Consider the following 21,367-nt stretch of genomic DNA (forward strand, 5'->3'; position numbering starts at 1 on the left):
CTACTGCCCCCCGGCATCCGCCGGCTGATGCGCCCTCAAGGCGCGGTTGGCCGGGGTGCCGGGGGTCGGCGGTGGTGGGGTGGTCGTGCCTCGGCCCAGCCACAGCAGGAGCAGGCCGAGGGAGCAGGCGATTGCCGGCCAGTAGAGGTAGCGGAAGTCCGTCGCGGGCATGATCGGCAGATAGCCGAGGATGTAGGCCGCCGAGCTGATGCCCAGTGCCCGGACCGGCATGGAGAACAGGCCCCTGCCCGGGCGGACGGTCAGGACCAGGGCGACGGCGAGCCAGAACCAGCCGCGGAACAGCCACGGCAGGTCACTCGCGATGCCGCGCACGTACGTGCCGAGCATGTCCTCCAGCCGGGGATGCGCCACCTCGACGCCGAGGTCGTTGCGGGTGATCCCCGCCTTGTAGACGTAGCCGGTGTCGAACAGCAGACTGGCGAAGAGCCGCAGCCGGTACTGGAGGTACCGCGGGACATGCCCGCTCATCTCGTCCAGCCACAGGGACGTGATCTCGCCCGAGTCCGAGCGTAGACCGTCCGACGGGCGCGCGTAGCAGGCCCAGTAGGCGTCCGACAGGGCGCCGACCCGCCGGCACTCCTCGGCGGAGGCGACGAGCCGGTTCCTCAGGTCGGGTGACACGTCCGCCGACCGGAGTTCGTCCACCCGCAGGACGTGGACGAGGTCGTCGAGCATGATCTGCGCGCCCTGCTTCGTCTCCAAGGGCCGGGCGAACAGGGAGATGGCGGCGGCCGGTACGACCAGGGCGGCCACGAGCGCCGCCGTGCAGGTCACCCACGTACGGCGTCCGGGGGCGCGCCACAGCGCGAGGACCAGCAGGACGAACACGGGGATCGCGGCGAAGAAGGCGTTCTTGCGCACCAGCATGGCGTACGCGAGGAACAGCACGCCCAGCCCGAGCAGCCCCCACCGCAGGGCCGGACGGCGAAGGTCCCGGTCCCGCAGCCGCAGCCCGGTGAAGGCGACCGCGCACGCGGCGAGCAGCGCGAACGCCGCGTGGACGTCCTTCCACACCACCCCGACGAACGTCAGCACGAAAGGGGTCAGCCCGAGCCCGAGCACGGCGAACGGACCGGCACGGCTCCCGGTCAGCGCCCCGACGCACCAGGCCAGTACCCAGAGCGCGCCCCAGAAGACAACGGACTGGAGGACCAGCATGGAGGCGATCGACCCGGTCACGGCGATCAGCGCACGCCACACCAGGCTCAGCACGGGCGGGTGCCAGTCCGTCAGGGGCAGCTTCCCCTCGGCCTGGCGGAGCTGGTCGAGGCTGTCGGGACTCAGATACCCGGGGGCGAAGACGAGGATCGTGGCCAGACAGCAGACCACGGCGACGGCGCCCAGCGCCCAGAGCCGACGCTGCTCACGCCCCCACACCCGTCCCGTTTGTCCCATAAGTCGGACTCTAACGGTTCACCGGACGGCGGCACCTCAGGAGGCACCTCAGGAGGCACCTCAGGAGGCACCTCAGAAGGCGCCTCAAGCGGCACCTCAGGGAGCGACGAAGACGTAGCGCCGGTACGCGTAGAAGCGGAACAGCGTCGCCAGCACCCAGCCGAACACGCGAGCCGTGTTGTCGCTGAGCGCCGAGTCGAGCCCGAGCAGCTGCCGGGAGGCGAAGACCGTGCCCGCGGTGATGGCGAGCCCCACGCCGTTGGCGACCAGGAACAGGGCGAGTTCGCGGGTCACCTGCTCGCGGTGCTGGTGGCGGTAGGTCCAGTAGCGGTTCCCGGCCCAGCTGAAGAGCGCGGCCGCCGCGGTCGCGATGACGGACGCCTGCACCGGGGAGGCCCGCATCGGCCCGCCCTCCGTACCGCCGGGCAGACCGAAGACCAGCAGGTTGTAGCCGCCGTTGTCGACGACGAACGCCAGGGCCCCGACGGCCCCGAACTTGGCGGCCTCCTGCCAGATGCCCTTGACGGCGTCACGCGCACGCAGCGCCACGGATGCGAGGAGCGGCACACGGCGAGAGTAACGACCCGGCGCGCCCTCACCACACAGCCACGCTCATATCGCACTATTTCCTACTGTGTGAGAAATAAGCCCTGAGGGGGGCCGGGCCCGAGTGAGGAGCGGCCGTGGAACCGACGATCGCGTGTGTCGTGCCGTGTCACAACGAGGAGGCGGCCATCGGCAAGGTGGTCCGCGACCTGCGGGCGGCCCTCCCCGAGGCCGTCGTCTACGTGTACGACAACGCCTCCACCGACCGCACGGTGGAGATCGCCCGGGGTGCGGGCGCGATCGTCCGGGAGGAGCCCCGCAAGGGCAAGGGCAATGTCATCCGGCGCGCCTTCGCCGACGTCGACGCCGACGCCCTGCTCCTCATCGACGGCGACGACACCTACGACGCCGCCCGCGCCCGGGACCTGGTGGACCTGCTGTTCGAAGGGCCCTACGACCAGGTCGTGGGAGCCCGCCGGGTGACGGTCGACGGGGCCTACCGGGCGGGCCACGCGGTCGGCAACAAGCTGCTCACCGGGTCCGTACGGTCCCTGTTCGGCAACGACGTGACCGACATGCTCAGCGGCTACCGGGTCTTCTCGCGGCGCTTCGTGAAGTCCTTCCCGGCGCTGGCCCGCGAGTTCGAGACCGAGACCGAGATGACGATCCACGCGCTGCACCTGAGGCTCCCCACCGCCGAGGTCGTCGTGGACTACCGGGTCCGGCCCGCCGGCGGCGAGAGCAAACTGCGCACCTACCGGGACGGCTGGCGCATCCTGCGGGTCATCCTCGATCTGGCGCGGCGCGAGCGCCCCTCGCTCGTCCACACCGTGATCGCGGGCGTGCTGGCCCTGGTCTCGGTCATCCTCGGCATCCCCGTCATCGCCGACTTCATCGAGACGGGCACCGTGCCCCGCGTCCCCACGGCGATCCTGGCCGCCGCCATCATGACCATCGCCGCCCTCGTCCTGCTCGTGGGCTACATCCTCGAGTCCCTCATGCACATGCGGCAGGAGCAGTCCCGCCTCGTGCACCTCTCCTACCCGGCCCCCGCCCGCGCGCCGCTCCACACCGCCCATGGCGCCGGCACCGGCCCGGTACCGGTCCGCAAGACCCCCTGAGGCCGCCTGGGGAGGGGCATGCGCGCAGTACGATGATCGGAACCCCGATGTCCGTGCGGGGTCCCGTGACTGAGGAGATGCGTGCCCGTGCCTGCCCGACTTCCTTCGTGGGCCTGGACGACCGGGCTGACCGTGGGAGCGATAGCCGCGGTGACGGTCCTGGCCGTGCAGGCGGACCGGGGCCCGCAGCCCACCGCCACGTCGGCCAAGCCGAGCAGCGCGGCCTCGGCGGGCGTGCGGCCCACCCCCACCGCGTCCGCGCCGACCCGGGTGCCCGACGGCTCCGGCACCGGCCGCCGTGTCGTCTACTCCCTCGGCGAGAAGCGGGTGTGGCTGGTCGACGCGAGCGAGGGCAGCCGCCGTACGTTCACCGTGTGGCCGGGCTCGGTCAGCCCCGACCCCGGCTCGTACACGGTCTCGTCGCGCAATGAGGGCACGACCGGCTCGGACGGCGTCCAGATCGAGCACATCATGTACTTCGCCGCGAAGTCCGGTGTGTCCGTCGCCTTCTCCAACGCGGTCGACGGCGCCTCACCGCCGCCCGCCGCCTCCGGCACCAAGACGGGCGGAGTCCGGATGCGGAAGGCGGACGGCACGGCGCTGTGGGCGTTCGGCACGGTCGGTACGACGGTGACGGTGGTCAGGTAGCGGACGTCTCCGTCCGCGGGGCCGGCAGCTGGTTGACGATCAGCACGACACCGCTGAACAGGAAGACACGGGTCGCCGCGTCCAGCCCGTTCCAGTTCTCGGACTGCCACATCGAGAACCACTCGCCGCCGATCCCGATGAACCCGGCCCCGAACAGCAGCATCACCATCAGCAGCCCGTACGTCGACAGCTGCCGGCCCCGCCGCTGATCACCTCTGCCCCACAGCCAGCTCCCGGCTATGAGGACGAACGCGGCGACCGTCTCCCACGCGATGATCGCGATGTAGGCCGCGTCCTGAAGGGTCTGGCTCGTGATGGCCCGCCACATCAGGTCCTCGTCCTTGAACGTGGTGTCCATGGCCAGCACATGCCGGACGAACTGCTGGTTGGTGCCGAAGTCGGTGATGTTCCCGAAGGCGACGAGCGCCATGTAGAGGGCGATGGTGGCGGTGAGCAGCATGGCGGCAAGAGGCAGCACGCCGCGTGAAGTTGGGGAGGTGGCCATGCCGATCATTCTCCCCGAGCGACGGTTGCCGACGCGACAGAATGACAGTGGAAGGCGACCGCGCGAGACGTGAGACGAGGGGGACGTACGGATGGCGCAGCCGGGACCGTCGATGCAGGACCTGATCCGGCAACGCACCCGGGCCGGTTTCGTCGGCCGGGCCGCTGAACGCTCCGCGTTCCGGGCGAACTTCGCCGTCCCACCGCACGACGAACGCCACCGCTTCCGTTTTCATGTGCACGGCAACGCGGGCGTCGGAAAGACCTTCCTGGTCCGGGAGCTGGAGCAGATCGCCCGCGAACAGGGCGCGCTGACCGCGTACGTGGACGACAGCGCCGGCAGCGTGCCGGAGGTGATGGCGGAGATCAGCCGCCAGTTCGCCGCCCAGGGACGGCGGCTGAAGGAACTGGACCGCCTGCTCGCCGCCCACCGTGAGCGCCGGCACGAAGCGGAGCTGGCCGCGCTCGCCGCACTGGACGCGCAGGAGGAGGAGACCGGCCCGTCGGCGGGCGGGAGGGTGGCGGCCCGGGCCGGCGTCGTCGCGGCCGGAATGATCCCGGTGGTGGGCCCCCTGGCGGGGCTCCTCGACGCGGACCAGGTCGCCGAGGTCGCCGACAGGCTGCGGGCGAGTCTCCTCGCCCGCTTCCGCGACCACGAGGATCTGCAACTGGTCCTGGCCCCGGAGCAGGCGCTGACCCCGGTGTTCCTGCGCGAACTCGCCCAGGCCGCCGCCTCGGTGCCTTGGGTCACCCTCTTCCTCGACACGTACGAGCGGACGGCCCCGTACCTGGACCGGTGGCTGCACGAGACGATGACGACCGACCGCCACGGCGCCGTGCCCGCCACGGTCGTCGTGGTCACGGCGGGCCAACGCCCCCTGGGCGCGACTCGTTGGGGCGGTGTGCGGGACTTCGTGGCGGAGGTCCCCCTGGCCCCCTTCACCGAGGCCGAGGCCCGCGGCCTGCTGGCCGGCAAGGGCGTGACCGCCGAACCGGTCGTCGAGGAGGTCCTGCGCCTCACCGGCGGCCTCCCCGTCCTGGTCTCCACCCTCGCCGAGTCCCGCCCCGCCGACCCGGACGACGTCGGCGACCCCAGCGCCACGGCGGTCGACCGCTTCCTGAAGTGGGAGCAGGACCCGGCACGCCGGGCGGCCGCGCTGTCCTGCGCCCTGCCGAGGTGGCTGGACGGCGATGTGTTCCGGACGGTGGCCGACTGCCCGGAGGCGGAACTGCCGGACCTCTACGCGTGGTTGCGGGGCATGCCGTTCGTCGTCGAGCGGGGCGGGGGACGCCTGCGATACCACGATGTCGTACGGGCGCCGATGCTGCGAGCCGAGCGGCGACGGTCGCCACGGGGTTGGGCCGAGCGGCAGCGGCGGCTGGCGCGGACGTTCCGGGACTGGCGGGAGGAGACCGAGGCCGAGTGGGAGGACGAGGCTTGGCGGGACCTGCGCCAGGCCGAGACGTACCACCTCCTCTGCGCCGGTGAGCGGGACGCACTGCCGCAGGCGCTGCGGGACTTCGTCCACGCCTGTGGCGCCGGTGAGGTCATGGCCGTGCGGTGGGCACGTGTCCTGGTGGACGCCGGACAGGACGCCGAGGCGGACGCGGTGGCCGAGTGGGGGACGAGGCTGACGGCGGCACTCGACGCGGAGGGGATCGCCGTGGCACTCGGCCTGCTCCTGAGCGATGCGGCACTCGACGCGCCGTCCCAGGCCCGGGCCCGGGTGCTCCGGGGCGACGAACTGCGCGGCGCGGGCGCGTACGCGGAGGCCCTCGCCGAGTACGACCGGGCCGTCGCCCTCGATCCCGAACTGGCCGTCGCCTACCGCTGCCGGGCCGGAATCCGCGGGGACCTGGGCGACCACGACGCGGCGATCGCCGACCTGGACCGGGCCGTGGCGCTGGAACCGGGCCACGCCTGGTACGTCGCCCTGCGCGGCGAGCACCACCGCATCGCCCGGCACGACACCGAGGCCATCCGGGACCTCAGCGAGGCGATCCGCCTCGACCCGGCCAACGAGTTCGCCTGGGCGTCCCGGGGCGCCACGCACGAACGCCGCGGAGACCTGGACTCCGCTCTCGCCGACCTGGGCCGGTCCCTCGACCTCAAGCCGGACTACGCCTGGGCGCTGGCCCGCCGCGCCCGGGTATGGCGGGCCCTGGGCGACTCCGGCCGCCAACTGTCCGACCTCGACCAGGCCCTCACCCTGACCCCCGACTGGCCGTGGGCCCGCTGCGAACGAGGCGACGCGCTGCGTACGGCCGGCCGCGACGAGGAGGCCGTCGCCGACCTCACCCACGCGCTCGCCCTGGACCCCGCCTACACCTCGGCGTACGCCAGCCGGGGCGCGTCCCTGACCCACCTCGGCCGCCACGCCGAAGCCCTCGCGGACCTGAACCGGGCGGTGGAACTCCGCCCGGGCTACATCTGGGCCCTGTGCCGCCGGGCGGCGCTCCACGCGACCATGTCCCGGCCCGAGGAGGCCCGGGCGGACGTGGAACACGTACGCGACCTGGATCCCGATGCCTTGGAACGCCTCCCGGATCAGGACCGTGCGGTACTGGGCCCGTTCCTCGCGGGGTGAACATCACCCCCGTCGCAGGGGTGTACCTGACTCCACCCCCGGGACGGAGGACAGCCGGAGCGAGAATCGACACCCCTCCCCGTAGCGTCCTGAGCCATGAAGATCCCTGTCTTACTCCTGGCGCTTCTCACGGGGATGGCCCTCGCCGCCCCCCACCCCACCTCCCACGCGACCACGTGGAACTGCGAGGCGCCTCTCGGACTGCGACACGCCCTGGACGAGCTCACCGGGAGACACCAACTCGCCGGAGCGGCGGTCGAGGTGGCCGACCCGGCCTGCGGCCGCTGGACCTCCGCCGCCGGCCGGGCCGACCTCCGCACCGGACGGCCGATGAACGCCGAGGACCGTCTCCGCATCGGCAGCGTCACCAAGACCTTCACCGCAGCCACGGTCCTGCAACTCGCGGACGAGAAGCGCCTCTCCCTCGACGCGACCGTGGAGCACTACCTCCCCGGCCTCGTCCAGGGCAACGGCTACGACGGCCGCGACATCACCGTGCGGCAGCTTCTCCAGCACACCAGCGGCCTGCCCGACCACAGCGACTCGCTCGCCGACGCCGACCTCGACTGGCTGCGCCACCACCGGTTCACACCCCGAGAACTGATCTCCCGGGCCCTGCAACTGCCGCCCCCCAAGGCCACATGGCACTACTCGACCACGAACTACATCCTGGCTGGCCTGGTCATCGAAAAGGTCACGGGCCGCCCGGCGGAGAAGGAGATCTCCCACCGGATCATCAAGCCCCTGAAACTGCGCGACACGTACTGGCCCGGCAAGTCCGAGCACATCCGCGGCCGCCACTCTCGCAGTTACTTCAGCACCGAGCGCGTGGACGGCACCGAGTGGAACACCTCGGCGGGCGGCGTGGGCGGCGCACTGATCTCCACGCCCCGGGACGTGAACACCTTCTTCGCGGCCCTGCTGAACGGCCGTCTCCTCTCCCGCTCCGTGCTGGCCGAGATGCGCGACACGGTCCCGGGCGACCCCGACCGACTGGGCCCGGACGGCCGCTACGGCCTCGGCCTGATCACCTCGCCCCTGTCCTGCGGAGACCACTGGACCGGCCACACCGGCTCCGTACGAGGCGGCCACAACACGATCTCCGCCGTCGCCCCCGACGGCCGTCAGGTCACCCTCGTCATCAACGAGTCCCCACGCACGGACGCGACCACGACGGCCCTCATCGCCGCGGTCGACACGGCACTCTGCGCGGACTGAGGATTCAGCTCCCCGCCGCGAACTCCAGAAACTCGGACCAGGCACCGCCGGTGACGGCCAGCTGGTTGCCGTCCTTGTTCTTGGAGTCGCGGATGTGGATGGTGGGGTGGGATATGGCGACCTCGACGCAAGCAGGGCCGTCGTTGCTGCTGTAGCTGCTCTTGAACCATACGAGTTGGGTGTCCACGCCGCTGCTCTCAGTGCTCCGCCGCGAGCACCAGGAACTCGGCCCAGCTGCTGTCGGTGAAGACCAGCTGGTTGCCGTCCTTGTTCTTGGAGTCGCGGATGTGGATGGTGGGGTGGGATATGGCGACCTCGACGCAATCAGCGTCGTCGTTGCCGCTGTAGCTGCTCTTGAACCACCTCGGCGGGGTGGGGGTCATGTCTCTTCTCCCAGTACTTTCTCGATGAAGGATCGTGACTCCCGGGGCGAGAGAGCCTGCGCTCGGATCATTCCATAGCGCATGTCCAGGATCTGGACGTCCCGTGGGTCGCTGATGACTCTGTCGTGCAACTGGCCCGCCGAGTGCCCCAGAGTCTTGCCATCGCGAAGCTTCAGCACCCTGAACGGGCCCATCAAGCCCGCATGGTCCTCCCGGTCTGTCGGCATGACCTGGATGGACACGTGCCTCAACTCGGCGATGCGCAACAGGTGTTCGAGCTGGTGTCGCAGAACCATTCTGCCCCCGATGGGCCGCCGAAGCGTCGCCTCTTCCTGGACAAACGTGAGGAGCGGCCGGGGCACCCTCTCGAAAACAGCCTTCCGGGCCATGCGGGCGGCAACGAGCCGCTCGATCTCTTCCTCGGTGTACGCAGGCCGCCGCATGGCGTACAAGGCATGCGCGTACTCAGACGTTTGCAGCAAGCCGTGGATGTGCAGACTGGCGTAGGCGCCGAGCTCGACTGCGTCGTCCTCCAGTCTGGCGAGGTCCCTCACCTTCTTGGGATACCTGGCCTTCTCCACGTCCTCCTTCATCGCGGCGAGTTTCCCGCCCGCCCCCAACACCTCATCCGCCTTGTCAAGGAAGTCCGGCTTGGGAACACGCCGCGCGCGCTCCACCGACGAGACCATCTCCTCCCCGTACCCGATGGCGGAGCCCAACTCCGCCTGCCTCATCCCCGCTGCCTCGCGCCACATCTTGATCTGCCGCCCGACCGTCCTGAGCACGGCCGCCGCTTCCTCGTCCTCCACGCTTCCCCTCCACTGACGTACGAGCCGTACGACCCCGTCAGACGCCCGGACAGTCACGCTCCGTACCGAGGTCGTTGCTGTTCAGAGTAGGAACGACCGACCACGCTGGGTGACATGAGTCAGAAATCCCTCGCGGAAATCACCACCCCCGTACGCCACTTCACGATCCAGTTGTCCGCCACTCGAAGAGGCGCTCGACTGGCACGGCTGCTCACCGAACGCCAACTCGACGAGTGGGGCGAGCCGTACGACGCCGCCGCGCAGGTGGTGGCGGAACTGGCGTCCAACGCCGTGCTGCACGGACACGTCCGGGGCAGGGACTTCCGGCTCGGCCTGAAGCTGCGCCCCGACCGCATGCTCCGCATCGAGGTCACGGACGCCCGGGGCGACCGGATCCCGCGCGTCCCGGACCCGGTGGAGAAGGACGCCGAGGGCGGCAGGGGCCTGCGCATCGTCGAGGCGTACACGGACCGCTGGGGCGTGACGGAGGCGCCGGCGAACGCCAAAACGGTCTGGGCTGAACTGACCCTGCGCAACGGTGACTTGCCACCCCCGTCGATCTAGGGTGATCGGATGGACGTGGGGTCGGTCTTGATAGCCGTAGCCGGTGTGGCGGGAACTCTCGGGGGCGCGCTGCTCACCCAACAGGGCGCCGAGAAGGCCAAGCGCCGCGAGCTGGAGATGACGCAGACCATCCAGGAGGCCCGCGAGAACCGCGACCTGCGGCGCCGCTGCTACACGGAACTCCACCGCGACGCCCGCCAGTTCTGCACCGCGCTCAGCCGGCAGCTGTACGTCCTACGGGACCGCACCCCCGGCGACGAGGACATCCAGTCCCTGGAAGCGGCCAAGGACACCTACCGCGACCGCTGGTCCGAGGCGCTCATGATCGCCCCTGACCCGGTGATCGCCCCGGCCCGAGAGGTGAACGGCGCCCTCAACAGGGTCTACGGCCGGATCAAACGCCTGGAACAGGCGAACCCACGCCCCGGCGAGACCCTGCGCTCCGCCGCCGAGGCCCAGCACGCCGTCTGGACACTGATAGCCGCCACGAGAGAAGCGATGCGCCGCGACCTCGGGATCACGGCCGAATCGGAGGACCGCCCCCACTCCTCCAACGACGCCGACACGTTCTTCCGGGACTTCGACGACCCGAGCGAGGGCACCGGCGCCCTGCCCCCGTCCTAGGCAGCCTGCCCGAGTTTCTTCTCCAGCAGCGTGAAGGACTTGGGCGTGCCGCCCGGCTGTGGCTTGCCCTCCTTGTGGCCCACGATTCGGTAGCCCGCGTCGCGGTAGTACGCGGTGAGCTGGGTGTTGCCGGCCAGGCAGTCCAGGCGTACGTGGGTGCGGCCCGCGGCGGAGACGCGGTGTTCCGCGGCTTCCAGGAGCAGCCGACCCGTGCCGGGCGTGGATGCGGACCGGTTCACCATGAGGCGGTGGACATAGCCGGCGACGGGTGGCTGAGGGCCCCACGCGGACTCGTCCTCCCACCACAGTTCCCAGGCGCCGGCGACCTGCCCGTCGGTCTCCGCGAGCCAGACCTCGCCGTGGGTCATGACCCGGCGGAAGTGGGACTCGTCGAGCTCGCCCGGCTGCCACTGGCCGGTGATGCCGCGGGTCAGCATCCAGCGGGCCGCGTCGTCGCGGAGGTGGACGAGGGTGGACAGGTCGGACTCGGTGGCCGGGCGGGTGTGGAGATCGTTCATCCGCGGATCCTCGCACACCTGTCCGAGGCGTCGAGTGCTCAGAGCGACAGTCCGTGAGCTGGCCGTGAAGGCGGGATTCCGCCCGCTGAACCCACCGTCCCCGTTCGATTACAGTGCCTAGCTGTCGTACGTGTGGACGGTCCCTGGGAGGTCAAGGTGGGTGCGACTGCCGGCGCCGTCTGGGGCCGTACGGAGCAGCAGGACTACCGCAGCCGGGTGCGCGGGACGCTGCTCGGCGTGGCCGTGGGGGACGCGCTGGGCACGCCCGTGGACGGGCTGGGGATCGACGGGATCAGGGAGGCGCACGGGGCTGAGGGGCTGGTCGATCTGGCCCCCGCCTACGGCAGACGCGGCGCTGTCACGCACATCACGCAGCTCACCCTGTTCTCCGTGGACGGACTGATCCGGGCCCAGGTGCGCCGCGACACCGGAGCCTGGCATCCGCCGACCGATGTGCACCGGGCGTATCTGCGCTGGGCCGCCACCCAGCGGGACTGGGGGCCCGACGAGCGCCGCAAGGACGACGGCTGGCTCGCGCGGGAGGAGTGGCTGTACGTGCGGCGGGATCCCCACCGCTCCCTGCTGCTGGGGCTCGGCGACGAGATCATGGGCACCCCGGACACCCCCAAGAACCCCGGTGAGGCCGGGCCCGAGGCCGCCACCCGGTCCGCCCCGTTCGGACTGCTCGTGGGCTGGGAGCCGCAGCTGGTCGCGCAGCTCGCCGTCGAGTGCGCGGCGCAGACCCACGGTCACCCCACGGCCTCCCTCGCGGCGGGCGCGTACGCCGTGATCGTGCACGCCCTCGCCCTCGGCGAGAGCCTCGACGCCGCCGTGCAGCGCGCCTTCGCGATGCTGGCCGCCCGCCCCGGGCACCAGCCCGTGTCGGACGCCCTGCAACACGCGCTGGGCGCCGTACGGCAGGGCATGCCCGGCCCGGAGCGCGTGACCGAGCTGTGCGGGGCCGGTACGGCGGAGAGCCTCGTCGGCGCCGCCGTCTACTGCGCCCTGGTCGCCGCCGACGTCCGGCACGGGCTGTGTCTCGCCGTCAACCACGACGGCCCGTCCGCCGCCACCGGCGCGCTGACCGGCGGCCTGCTCGGCGCCCTGCACGGGGAAACGGCCCTCCCCCCGGCCTGGCTGGCCGAGCTGGAGGGCCGCCCCACCGTCCTGGAGCTGGCCGACGACTTCGCCATGGAGATGACCCAGGGTCCCGCCCTGCACGGGCCCGGAGGATCGTCACCGGGGTGGCTCGCCCGCTACCCGAGGGCCTGAGTCCGCGCCGCCGGTGAGCCGTCGACGGCTGAGCGCGCGTGATCAGTCGCGGCGGATCAGTTCCGGGTCGATACGCCGTCCTACGAGCGGAAGTGTGCCGACGGCGGACACGGCCGCCACGCCCACCGCCGCGAGCGCGAGTACCGGGAGACCGGCGGAGTCCCAATAGACCTCACTGCCCCCGGTGATCAGATAGCAGGACTCGGCGAGCTTGCCCGTCACAAGCGCCAGTACGAGCCCGACACTCAGAGGGAGCACGACCTGCACGCACTGCACGGCTCGCATCGTCCGCGCCGGTGCTCCGATCAGCGTGACGGCGGTGACCTGCGGGCGCCGCTCCACCGCTCGGTCGGTCGCCGAAACGACGAAGGCCGCGGTCCCGATGACCAGACCCATGATCATGCCGACGGCGAGCAGGGTCTCTAGGACGGCGATCTGCTGGAGGCCCTCGATGTTCACGCCGATGGGTTCGACCGCGACGGTCGGGGCGACGGCTGCGATACCGTCGAGGACCTTGCGGACCTCGTCGTGGTCGGAGCTGCTGGTGAGGACGTACTGCGCCCCCTGCGGGCGGGCCGCGGCGGGCAGGGCCGACGGCGGGATGAGCAGGTCAGCTCCGTGGGCCGCCGACGGGTCGTAGGCGCTGTACGTGATCTCGTCCTGTGGAAGTGTGACGGTCAGGGTCGTGCCATGACCGCCCTTCGACATGCGGAAGGGGAGCGCGTCACCAGGGCGCGCGCCCTGGCCGGTGCCCGCGTTCGGGTCGCTGAGCCGCATCACCTTGCCGTCCACGCAGCCCTCGGAGTGCCGTACCAGCTTGGTCAGCTGGTCGCAGGTGGCGACGACGGCGCTGGCCCAGGGCTGGTCGGAGGACCCGTCGGGGTCGGTCCAGGACATCATCGTCACCGCGTGCGCGCGCACCCCTGGTACGTCGGCGACTTCGTGCTGCTGTCGCGTGGTCAGCGAAGCCAGGGGGACGGAGTAGTCCTGCACGGGAGCGGACGGCCGGGTGACCTGCTCCAGCTGGATGAGGACGCCCTGGGCGAGGGAGGCGGAGAAGACGAGCAGCACGAGGCCGGTGACGACGCGCATGGTGCTGCCCGGCTCGACCTCGTTGCGGCGCATCGCCAGGTTCAGGGTGAGGGACTGGGTGGTGCGCGCGAGCCTGCGGGCGATGCTGTAGGAGATCAGGGGCAGCGTCAGCACCAGCCCCAGGCCCGTCAGCAGAATGCCCGCCGGCATCACGATGGCGTTCGGGCCGAGGCTGTTGGCGGGGTGGTCGGTGAAGCCGGTGGCGCAGTAGCCGGCGACGATACCGACGCCGGTCACCAGGAGCAGGCCGCCCCACTTGGTGGGGCTCTTGGGGGCGGCGGTGCGGCGTACCGCCAGGGGATTGGCGGCGGCTTCGCGTGCGCTGGCACGGCCGACGAACCAGGCGAGGAGCGGGCACCCGATCAGACAGACGGCGATGGTCGTCGCGGACAGTGCGCCGTCGGCCGGATACCACCTCAGACTGGGCAGCCCGGTCCGGGTCATGACCTGGTTGAGGACCCAGTACTCGCCGAGGCCGAGAAGCGCGCCGAGGAGGGCCGCGACGACGGTTTCGGCGGCGTTGACCCGCTGGGTGCCCTTGGTGCTCAGGCCCAGCAGGCGCAGCGAGGCGAGGCGGCGGTTTCGGCTGGCGGCGGAGAGCCGGGCACAGACGGAGAGGAAGATGCCGAGGGGGAGCAGGACCAGTGATCCGAGGGCGAAGCGGATGTAGGTCAGGGTCGAGGGTTCGACGGCGGGGAAGGGGGCGTAGTCGTATCCCCAGCCCTTCAGTGCGCGGCCATCGTCGGCGATCTTGCCACGTGTCGTGCCGATGTAGGCGAACAGCTCGTCGGGATGGGCGAGCCCTCTCGCGCCGACCAGACCTTCCTCGTGACCTGGCAGGAGTCCCTTGATGCCGGGCTCTTCACGCAGCAGGTCGTGTGCGCGGGGAGAGAGGACCACCTCGCCAGGGTCGGGGAGTTCCTTCAGCCCTGGCGGGACGTCGCCGGCGTTCTCGGTCCCCTTGGCGATGAACACCCGGGTGAACGCATGGGAGCCGTAGGGGTCGGTGCGCTGAAGGAGCAGGGTGGAACCCGCGGACTGGGTGGAAGTGGTCCGCGGTTGGCGCGCGGCAGCCCGACCGTCGTGCGCGTCGAGGATCTGCGGGATGGTGAGGACTAGGGCGAGGCAGCAGACCCCGAGGGAGCCGCCGGCCGCCATGAGGAAGAAGCGTATGCGGTTGCCCCGGCCTGCGCCGAACAGCAGGCGCAGACCGAGCAGGAACTCCCTCACACCGCCCCCTGGGGGGTGAGGATTCCGTCCGACATCGTGTAGTGGCTGTCGGCCTGTGCGGCGACGGTGGGGTCATGGGTGACCAGGATGACGGCCGTGCCCTGTGAGCGTGCCAGACCGAGGAACTCCTTCAGTACGGCGGATGCGTTGGCGCTGTCCAGCGACCCGGTCGGCTCGTCGGCGAACACGACGGCCGGGCGGTGGACCAAGGCCCGTGCGACGGCGACGCGTTGGTTCTGGCCACCTGACACCTGCGACGGACGGCGCTCGCGCAGCTCGCCGAGTCCCAGCCGGGTGAGGACCTCGCCGGCGGCCGCGAGCGCGGGCCGCTTGCGTTGCCCGGCCAGGCGCAGTGGCAGGGCGGTGTTCTCCTCGATGGTCAGCTCCGGGAGCAGTTCGCCGTACTGGAAGACGAAGCCGAAGCGTTCACGGCGGAGTTCACTGATCTCGTCGTCGGTGAGATCGCCGAGCGACTGCCCTTCGAACCACACCTGTCCGCGCGCCGGAGGCAGCACTCCCGCGAGGCAGTACAGCAGCGAGGACTTTCCCGATCCGCTCTGTCCTGTGATGGCCACGACCTCCCCACGGGAGATCGAGAGATGGGCGTCACTGACAGCCAGTTGCTCGCCATAGGAGAGGTCAATGCCCGTGGCGGACAGCACTTCTGACGTACTGATGGCTTCCCCCAAAGAAGCGACCGGGCCCAGGAGGTCAGCCTGGGCCCGGTATGTGGAGCTGTGGTTTCGCTTACCTCTGGTAGTGCTTGGTGGTCGAGCAGTTGTCCGGGTTGAACGAACCCTTGTCACGGCAGACGCGGATGTACGCGTCGTCGGTGTAGCGCTGCGGGGGCGCCCAGTTGGAGGCGCCCACGGGAACGGTCTTCTTCTGCTTGCCGTTGTAGCGGTTCCAGTCGTAGCCCTCGACCTTCACCTGGACGTACACGTTGTGGTCGTCACCGTGATCGGCGTCCTGGAGCTGGCCCTTCCACTCGAAGGCGCCGTGGTTCACGCCTGCGGGGTGCCACTTGTACTGGCCGTGGTGGAACTTCGCGCCGCCGGTCGAGAGCGTCGGAATGTCGTGCCACGAGGCCGCGAATGCCGTGCCCGCCCCCATGGCGAAGAGGCCAGCCGCGAGGGTGCCTACTGCCAACTTACGCACATTTTCTCCCGTTTATGTTCTTTTATGTGGCTCTGGTGGTCAAGTCAGAGCAGCGGTGAAAATTAGCATCCGTCAGGGAGTGGGTGGCGGGAGATGTGTTCGATCTTGTCCCGTCTGTCCGGGCTCTAGATGGGTATCCTTTGCCTTGGCTTTGCCTTTTCCTTGCGTGGGCTTGACTGCATGCCCGCACTGTCGAGGCCGAGTGGCCCCGACCGGATGGAGCGGCCGGCTCTGAGGGGAGCGGTCACTCCCGGGCCGTCGTCCGCACCACCCCGTCCGCAGGCCCGGCCGGCGTCGGGATCGCGGCCGCCGCCGCCCCGTCCCCGTCCGTGTTGATCTTCTCGATCAGCGCCAGCCGCTCCGGGGTGTCCTCCGGCTTGATGTAGCCGACGAGGATGTAGAGGACCAGGGAGACCGCCAGCGGGATCGAGACCTGGTACTGGAGCGGGACGCCGCCCTCGACGTTCCAGTGGATCGGGTAGTTCACCAGCCAGAAGGCGAGCAGGCCCATCGACCAGCTGGTGAGGGCCGCGGTCGGCCCGGAGCGGCGGAACGCGCGCAGCAGGCCCAGCATCATCGGGATGGCCATCGGGCCCATCAGACCGGCCACCCACTTGATGACGACGGTGATGATGTCCTTGAACGCGGGGGAGTTGACCTGCGTCGCCGCCGCCATGGACAGACCGAGGAAGACGACCGTCGCGATCCGGGCGACCCGCAGTCCCTGGCCCTGGTTCCACGTCCGCGCCCTGGCCCAGATCACCGGCGCGCAGTCCCGGGTGAACACCGCGGCGATGGCGTTGGCGTCCGAGGAGCACATGGCCATCGTGTGCGAGAAGAAGCCGACGATGACCAGGCCCAGCAGGCCGTGGGGGAGGAGCTGTTCGGTCATCAGGGCGTAGGAGTCGGAGCCGTCCTGCTTCTGCGACTCGACCAGCAGCGGCGACATCCACATCGGGAAGAACAGCACCAGCGGCCAGACCAGCCACAGGATCGCCGAGAGCCGCGCCGAGCGCTCGGCCTCCTTCGCGTTCGGCGTGGCCATGTAGCGCTGGGCCTGGTTGAGCATGCCGCCGTTGTACTCGAAGAGCTTGATGAAGAGGAACGCGAGCAGGAAGACCGTGCCGTACGGGCCGACCAGCGGCTTCTCGTGGCCCTGGAGTTCGGGGGAGTCCCAGACCCCGAAGAAGCCGCCGTGGTCGTCGAGTCGTACGAAGACGGCCACGAACATCGCGATGCCGGCCAGCAACTGGATGATGAACTGGCCGAGTTCGGTCAGCGCGTCCGCCCACAGGCCGCCGATCGTGCAGTAGATCGCCGTGATGGCACCGGTGATGAGGATGCCCTGGTTCAGGGAGATGCCGGTGAAGACGGACAGCAGCGTCGCGATCGCCGCCCACTTCGCGCCCACGTCGACGATCTTCAGCAGCATGCCGGACCAGGCCAGCGCCTGCTGCGTCTTCAGGTCGTACCGGTTCTTCAGGTACTCAAGCGGGGACGCCACATGGAGGCGCGAGCGTAACCGGTTGATGCGCGGCGCGAAGAGTTTGGACCCGATGGCGATGCCGAGGGCGATCGGGAAGGACCAGGTGACGAAGGAGGTGACGCCGTAGGTGTAGGCGATGCCCGCGTACCCGGTGAACATCACCGCGCTGTAGCCCGACATGTGGTGGGAGATGCCGGAGAGCCACCACGGCATCTTCCCGCCGGCCGTGAAGAAGTCGCTGACGTTGTCCACGCGTTTGTGCGACCAGACGCCGATCGCGACCATCACGGCGAAATAGCCGATGAGCACGGCCCAGTCGAGACCGTTCATGTGCGCCCTCCCAGGGGTCAGCCCGGCGCTCATCGTGGGCGCTACTGCGTGAACACGACAAGTGACGGTCAGGTCAAGGAGGGGTAAAAATGTTCGGCGTGGTGGCCTTGGTTCATCTACATGAACTCATCGCATCAACTCCCCTGCGTTGACCAGCAACGACTGCCCGGTGATCGCCCGGGCCCGGTCCGACGCCAGGAACAGCGCCGCGTCGGCCACATCCGAGTCCGTCGCCAGCTCGGGCAGCGCCATCCGCCCGGCCAGCCGCTCCAGGACCGTCGCCTCGGGCACGCCTTCCGTCTGCGCCGTGAACCGTACGTACGCCTGCACCGGCGGTCCCCACATCCAGCCCGGCAGCACGGTGTTGACCCGGATCCGGTACGGCCCCAGCTCCCGCGCCAGCGAGTACATCGCGCTCGTCAGCGCACCCTTCGAGGCCGCGTACGCCGCCTGCCGCACCTGCGACGGAGCCGCCACCGCCGACTGCGTCCCGATGAACACGACCGACCCGCCGCCGCCCTCCTTCAGTGCCGGCAGACAGGCCCGGGTCATCCGCAGCGTGCCCAGCAGGTTCACGTCGAGCACCGCACGCCAGCTCTCGAAGTCCGCGTCCTCGACACCGCCGAAGTAGCTGTCCAGCGCGGCCACATGCACCACCGCGTCGATCCGCCCGAACCGCTCCGCCGCCAGCCCCGCCAGCGCCTCGCACTGTGCCTCGTCGGTGATGTCGACGGCCCGGTGGGCGGTGTGCGTCCCGTCGGGGTCGATCTCGGCGGCGGTCTTCGCCAGGTTCGCCTCCGTACGGGCGCCGAGCACGGCCCGCCCGCCGTCCCGCACCACGGCCGCCGCGACCTGCCGCCCCAGCCCGGCCCCGACCCCCGACACCACGACCGTCTTCCCCGCGAGCAATGACATGGCAGGACCTCCCCGGAGCCGGAACCCTGGCGCTTTATCTGACGGAGCGTCAGAGTATGGGCCTGTCACCGACGAAGGGGAAGGGTCATGAGCGACGACACCCGCAGCGAGCTGTACGCCGAACTGGCCGCCGTCGGCCCCTACGGCACCCACCCCGGCCACGCCCTGATCACCATGGTCGAACCGCACCCGGGCCACGAGTACGCCTACAACCGCTGGTACGAGGACGACCACTACTACGCCGGCGCGATGGCCATGCCCTGGATGTACGCGGGCCGCCGCTGGGTCGCCACCCGGGACCTGCAACTCCTGCGCTACCCCGAGAAGTCGGCGATCGCCCAGCCCGTCACCACGGGCTGCTACCTCTCCACGTACTGGATCACCGACGGCCGCTACGACGACCACATGCGCTGGACGGTCGCCATCAACAGGCGCCTCAACCGCGACGGCCGCGTCTACCAGGACCGCACCCACGTCCTCACCGCGTTCCAGGACCACGAGGCGACCGTGTACCGGGACGGCGCGGCGGGCCCGAGGGACCGGCACGCCCTGGACCACCCCTACACCGGCCTGGTCCTCCAGGTCGTCGAGGCCGACACCCCCGAGCAGCGCGCCGAGCTGCTGGAGTGGCTGCGCTCCCGCCACCTGCCGAAGCGTCTCGCGGGCTCCCCGGCGGCGCTGGTGACGGTCTTCCGCCCCACCCCGCTCCCCGGCGACCGCATGACCTACGTCAAACAGGTCGAGGGCGTCGACACCCGCCTGACCCTGCTGTGGTTCCTCCAGGCCGACCCCAGGGAGTGCTGGGAGAACCACTTCACAGGCCTCGACACGGCGGTGGCGGACTCGGGGCTCGGCAGGGTGGAACTGGTGGCACCGTTCGTACCGACCCTGCCGGGCACCGACACCTACGTGGACCGGCTCCGCTGAGAACTGAGCCGGTCAGCGCAGCTCCGGCGGGCAGGGCAGCCCCCGGGGGAACTGGTACGGCGCCGCCAGCCGGTACGTCCCGGCCTTCGGGGCGAGCAGTTCCGTCCAGCGGACGCCCTGCTCGTCCTCCTCGGTGTCCATCAGGCAGCCGTTGACGTTGACGTACGTCTTCGGCTCGCCCTCGGGCCGGTTCCTGGACTCCTCCGTCTCCTGCGGCGGCTTGAGGCTCTTGCCCTCGGCGTCGACGACGCTCAGCCACGGGGTGTACGGGATGCGGACCAGGATCCGGCCCGGCTTCCTCACCTTGAGCACCATCTCGCCCTGCTCGGCCCGCTCGACGACCGTGTCGGGCTCGGCCAGCGGGGTGGGGGCGGTGACCTTGAAGAGCTGCCAGTTGGCGTCGCCCCAGACCTGGGTCAGATACGGCAGCCCGCGCTGCACCAGCGCCCGCTCCCGCACCCCGCCGTCGCCGTCCGGCTCGCCCTTGGGCAGCACGACGTAGTGCACGCCCCAGCGCTGCAGCCACTCGCGGTAGTTCGCCGAGTTGAGCGTGTCGTCGTAGAAGAGGGGGTTGCGCTCCATGTCGGCCTGGCGCATCCAGCCGCGGGCCAGGTTGACGTACGGGGCGAGCGCGGCGGCCTCCCGGTGGGAGCGGGCGGGGACGACCTCCACCCGGCCCTTCTCGGCGCCGACCTCCTGCAACTCGTTGAGCAGCGGCGCCAGCTCGCGCGACCAGGACGCCGCCGGGGCGGTGTGCACGATGTCGTCGACGGTCTTGAAGCCGATCCACACGGTGAAGGCGACCAGTGCGACCACGGCCGCGTACCACCTGCGACCGCGCGGCACCGTGTACGGCAGCGCGGCCACCAGCGCCACCCCGGCGAACAGCATCGCGAGCCGCGTGATGTTGGACCCGATCTGGGAGCTGATCAGCCACACCAGCACCACGCCCAGCCCGTACACCGCCGCCGTCAGCCGGACCGTCTTCCAGTCCTTCGGCACCAGGGCGTAGGCGAGGGCCGAGAACGCGACCGGCAGGATCACCGAGCCGAATATCATCGGCTGCGTCCCCGAGAACGGGAACAGCAGCGCCGACACGCCCACCACCGCGCTCGGCGCCAGCCCCAGCGCCCACGCGCCCGGCCGCCGCTTCTGCAGGAACAGCGCGACCGCCACCAGGCCCACGAACAGACCCGCGACCGGCGACGCCATGGTGGCCAGCGCGGCCAGCGGCGCCGCGCACAGGGCCTTCGCCCAGCGCTTGTAACGCCACCTGTACGGCCAGCAGAACACGACGGAGACCGCGCCGAGCGCGAACATCATGCCGAGGCCGAACGTCACCCGCCCGGACACCGCGTTGCAGAACAGCCCGAACACGCCCGCCATCGACGCCCACAGGGGGTTGCGGACGGACCGGCTGCGGATCAGGAGCAGGGTCAGCAGCCCGGCCGACACCGTCCCCGCGATCATCATCGTCGTGCGCACGCCGAGCACCGACATCAGATACGGCGACACGACGCTGTAGGACACCGGGTGCATCCCGCCGTACCAGGCGAGGTTGTACGCCGAGTCCGGGTGTCGGCCGACGAACTCGGCCCACGCGTCCTGCGCGGCGAGGTCGCCGCCACTGTTCGCGAACGTGAAGAACCAGACGACGTGGAGCACTCCGGCGAGGCCGGTGACGGACAGGACCGGGTGGCGCAGCATGCGCTCACGCAGCGTCAGTACGGCGGTCCGCAGCCGGGTGTCGCGCTCACGGCCGGTCGTGCCGTCGGCGCCCTGTGCGTCAGCGTCCTGTGCGTCAGCGTCCCGTACGTCGGTGTCCCGTACGTCAGCGTCCGGTGCGTCGGCTTCCCGCGTCTCGGGCATGCCTATTCGCGGGCCGGATCCCGGGCCCGGATCGGCGTTCTCGGTGCGTGTCGGCTCCGCAGTGGCCACTGAAAGGCACTCCCCGTGTCCCGTCTTCTGTTCTCAGCTTCTGCTTCCCGGCCGCGTACCGTTCACCCTCGGTTCGCGAC

At 70.5% G+C, this 21,367-nt stretch carries 21 protein-coding genes; 8 read left to right on the top strand and 13 right to left on the bottom strand.

Going from position 1 to position 21,367, the window contains the following annotated elements:
* Positions 1-1,416, bottom strand: a complete 1,416-nt coding sequence (locus ACFT4A_RS13075; protein WP_382828911.1) for a hypothetical protein — start codon at positions 1,414-1,416, stop codon at positions 1-3.
* A 96-nt stretch (positions 1,417-1,512) separates the two neighbouring features.
* Positions 1,513-1,983 carry a GtrA family protein gene (locus ACFT4A_RS13080; protein WP_382828914.1) on the bottom strand — a complete coding sequence of 157 codons (471 nt, stop codon included), beginning with the start codon at positions 1,981-1,983 and terminating at the stop codon, positions 1,513-1,515.
* A 116-nt stretch (positions 1,984-2,099) separates the two neighbouring features.
* Here ACFT4A_RS13080 and ACFT4A_RS13085 point away from each other — a divergent pair, with 116 nt between their 5' ends.
* Together ACFT4A_RS13085 and ACFT4A_RS13090 are read left to right on the top strand one after the other, a co-directional pair.
* Positions 2,100-3,083: a glycosyltransferase family 2 protein gene (locus ACFT4A_RS13085; protein WP_382828917.1), complete on the top strand. Its 984-nt coding sequence runs from the start codon at positions 2,100-2,102 to the stop codon at positions 3,081-3,083.
* Between the two features lie 87 nt (positions 3,084-3,170).
* On the top strand, positions 3,171-3,731 hold the full coding sequence (locus tag ACFT4A_RS13090; RefSeq protein ID WP_382828920.1) for a hypothetical protein: 561 nt from the start codon (positions 3,171-3,173) through the stop codon (positions 3,729-3,731).
* On the opposite strand, the gene ACFT4A_RS13095 is transcribed toward ACFT4A_RS13090, so the two are convergent.
* Positions 3,724-4,236: a DUF2165 domain-containing protein gene (locus ACFT4A_RS13095; protein WP_382828922.1), complete on the bottom strand. Its 513-nt coding sequence runs from the start codon at positions 4,234-4,236 to the stop codon at positions 3,724-3,726. The genes ACFT4A_RS13090 and ACFT4A_RS13095 overlap by 8 nt on opposite strands.
* 91 nt (positions 4,237-4,327) lie before the next feature.
* Here ACFT4A_RS13095 and ACFT4A_RS13100 point away from each other — a divergent pair, with 91 nt between their 5' ends.
* Both ACFT4A_RS13100 and ACFT4A_RS13105 read left to right on the top strand, forming a co-directional pair.
* Positions 4,328-6,823 carry a tetratricopeptide repeat protein gene (locus ACFT4A_RS13100; protein ID WP_382828923.1) on the top strand — a complete coding sequence of 832 codons (2,496 nt, stop codon included), beginning with the start codon at positions 4,328-4,330 and terminating at the stop codon, positions 6,821-6,823.
* A gap of 96 nt (positions 6,824-6,919) precedes the next feature.
* Positions 6,920-8,041, top strand: a complete 1,122-nt coding sequence (locus ACFT4A_RS13105) for a serine hydrolase domain-containing protein (RefSeq protein ID WP_382828925.1) — start codon at positions 6,920-6,922, stop codon at positions 8,039-8,041.
* Positions 8,042-8,045: 4 nt separating this feature from the next.
* Here ACFT4A_RS13105 and ACFT4A_RS13110 read toward each other — a convergent pair whose 3' ends face one another.
* Genes ACFT4A_RS13110 through ACFT4A_RS13120 form a run of 3 tightly spaced genes read right to left on the bottom strand, consistent with a single transcriptional unit; the run spans position 8,046 to position 9,233 of the window.
* Positions 8,046-8,228, bottom strand: a complete 183-nt coding sequence (locus tag ACFT4A_RS13110; RefSeq protein WP_382828926.1) for a DUF397 domain-containing protein — start codon at positions 8,226-8,228, stop codon at positions 8,046-8,048.
* A 10-nt stretch (positions 8,229-8,238) separates the two neighbouring features.
* The gene (locus ACFT4A_RS13115; RefSeq protein ID WP_382828928.1) at positions 8,239-8,424 is read right to left on the bottom strand and encodes a DUF397 domain-containing protein; all 186 of its coding nucleotides are present in this window, start codon (positions 8,422-8,424) and stop codon (positions 8,239-8,241) included.
* On the bottom strand, positions 8,421-9,233 hold the full coding sequence (locus ACFT4A_RS13120; RefSeq protein ID WP_382828930.1) for a helix-turn-helix transcriptional regulator: 813 nt from the start codon (positions 9,231-9,233) through the stop codon (positions 8,421-8,423). Before ACFT4A_RS13120 ends, ACFT4A_RS13115 begins: the two co-directional genes overlap by 4 nt.
* A 114-nt stretch (positions 9,234-9,347) precedes the next feature.
* On the opposite strand from ACFT4A_RS13120, the gene ACFT4A_RS13125 reads away from it, so the two are divergent.
* Entirely contained in the window at positions 9,348-9,797 is a 450-nt protein-coding gene (locus ACFT4A_RS13125) for an ATP-binding protein (RefSeq protein WP_382828933.1), read from the top strand.
* A gap of 9 nt (positions 9,798-9,806) precedes the next feature.
* Positions 9,807-10,421 (top strand): hypothetical protein, encoded by a 615-nt coding sequence (locus tag ACFT4A_RS13130; RefSeq protein WP_382828936.1) that lies wholly within the window; start codon positions 9,807-9,809, stop codon positions 10,419-10,421.
* On the opposite strand, the gene ACFT4A_RS13135 is transcribed toward ACFT4A_RS13130, so the two are convergent.
* A complete protein-coding gene (locus ACFT4A_RS13135) occupies positions 10,418-10,939 on the bottom strand; it encodes a GNAT family N-acetyltransferase (protein WP_382828938.1) in 522 nt (173 codons plus the stop codon). The two genes, ACFT4A_RS13130 and ACFT4A_RS13135, sit on opposite strands and share 4 nt — an antisense overlap.
* A 156-nt stretch (positions 10,940-11,095) precedes the next feature.
* Here ACFT4A_RS13135 and ACFT4A_RS13140 point away from each other — a divergent pair, with 156 nt between their 5' ends.
* Positions 11,096-12,211, top strand: coding sequence for an ADP-ribosylglycohydrolase family protein (locus ACFT4A_RS13140; protein ID WP_382828941.1), 1,116 nt, complete (start codon positions 11,096-11,098; stop codon positions 12,209-12,211).
* A gap of 42 nt (positions 12,212-12,253) precedes the next feature.
* Here ACFT4A_RS13140 and ACFT4A_RS13145 read toward each other — a convergent pair whose 3' ends face one another.
* The 5 genes from ACFT4A_RS13145 to ACFT4A_RS13165 form a co-directional block, all read right to left on the bottom strand.
* Positions 12,254-14,533 (bottom strand): FtsX-like permease family protein, encoded by a 2,280-nt coding sequence (locus tag ACFT4A_RS13145; protein WP_382828942.1) that lies wholly within the window; start codon positions 14,531-14,533, stop codon positions 12,254-12,256.
* On the bottom strand, positions 14,530-15,177 hold the full coding sequence (locus tag ACFT4A_RS13150; RefSeq protein ID WP_382829121.1) for an ABC transporter ATP-binding protein: 648 nt from the start codon (positions 15,175-15,177) through the stop codon (positions 14,530-14,532). The genes ACFT4A_RS13145 and ACFT4A_RS13150 overlap by 4 nt, the downstream gene beginning before the upstream one ends.
* A 103-nt stretch (positions 15,178-15,280) precedes the next feature.
* A complete protein-coding gene (locus tag ACFT4A_RS13155; RefSeq protein ID WP_382828945.1) occupies positions 15,281-15,691 on the bottom strand; it encodes a hypothetical protein in 411 nt (136 codons plus the stop codon).
* 244 nt (positions 15,692-15,935) lie between these two features.
* Complete coding sequence (locus ACFT4A_RS13160) at positions 15,936-17,507, bottom strand: sodium:solute symporter family protein (protein ID WP_382828948.1); 1,572 nt, start codon at positions 17,505-17,507, stop codon at positions 15,936-15,938.
* 126 nt (positions 17,508-17,633) lie between these two features.
* Positions 17,634-18,422 carry an SDR family oxidoreductase gene (locus tag ACFT4A_RS13165; protein ID WP_382828951.1) on the bottom strand — a complete coding sequence of 263 codons (789 nt, stop codon included), beginning with the start codon at positions 18,420-18,422 and terminating at the stop codon, positions 17,634-17,636.
* Between the two features lie 87 nt (positions 18,423-18,509).
* Here ACFT4A_RS13165 and ACFT4A_RS13170 point away from each other — a divergent pair, with 87 nt between their 5' ends.
* Complete coding sequence (locus tag ACFT4A_RS13170; RefSeq protein ID WP_382828953.1) at positions 18,510-19,349, top strand: hypothetical protein; 840 nt, start codon at positions 18,510-18,512, stop codon at positions 19,347-19,349.
* A gap of 12 nt (positions 19,350-19,361) precedes the next feature.
* Here ACFT4A_RS13170 and ACFT4A_RS13175 read toward each other — a convergent pair whose 3' ends face one another.
* Positions 19,362-21,287 carry an MFS transporter gene (locus tag ACFT4A_RS13175; RefSeq protein ID WP_382828956.1) on the bottom strand — a complete coding sequence of 642 codons (1,926 nt, stop codon included), beginning with the start codon at positions 21,285-21,287 and terminating at the stop codon, positions 19,362-19,364.
* Between the last annotated feature and the right edge of the window lie 80 nt (positions 21,288-21,367).

This window comes from Streptomyces sp. NPDC057099 (assembly GCF_042671245.1).
In the GTDB taxonomy this organism is placed as follows: Bacteria; Actinomycetota; Actinomycetes; order Streptomycetales; family Streptomycetaceae; genus Streptomyces; species Streptomyces purpurascens.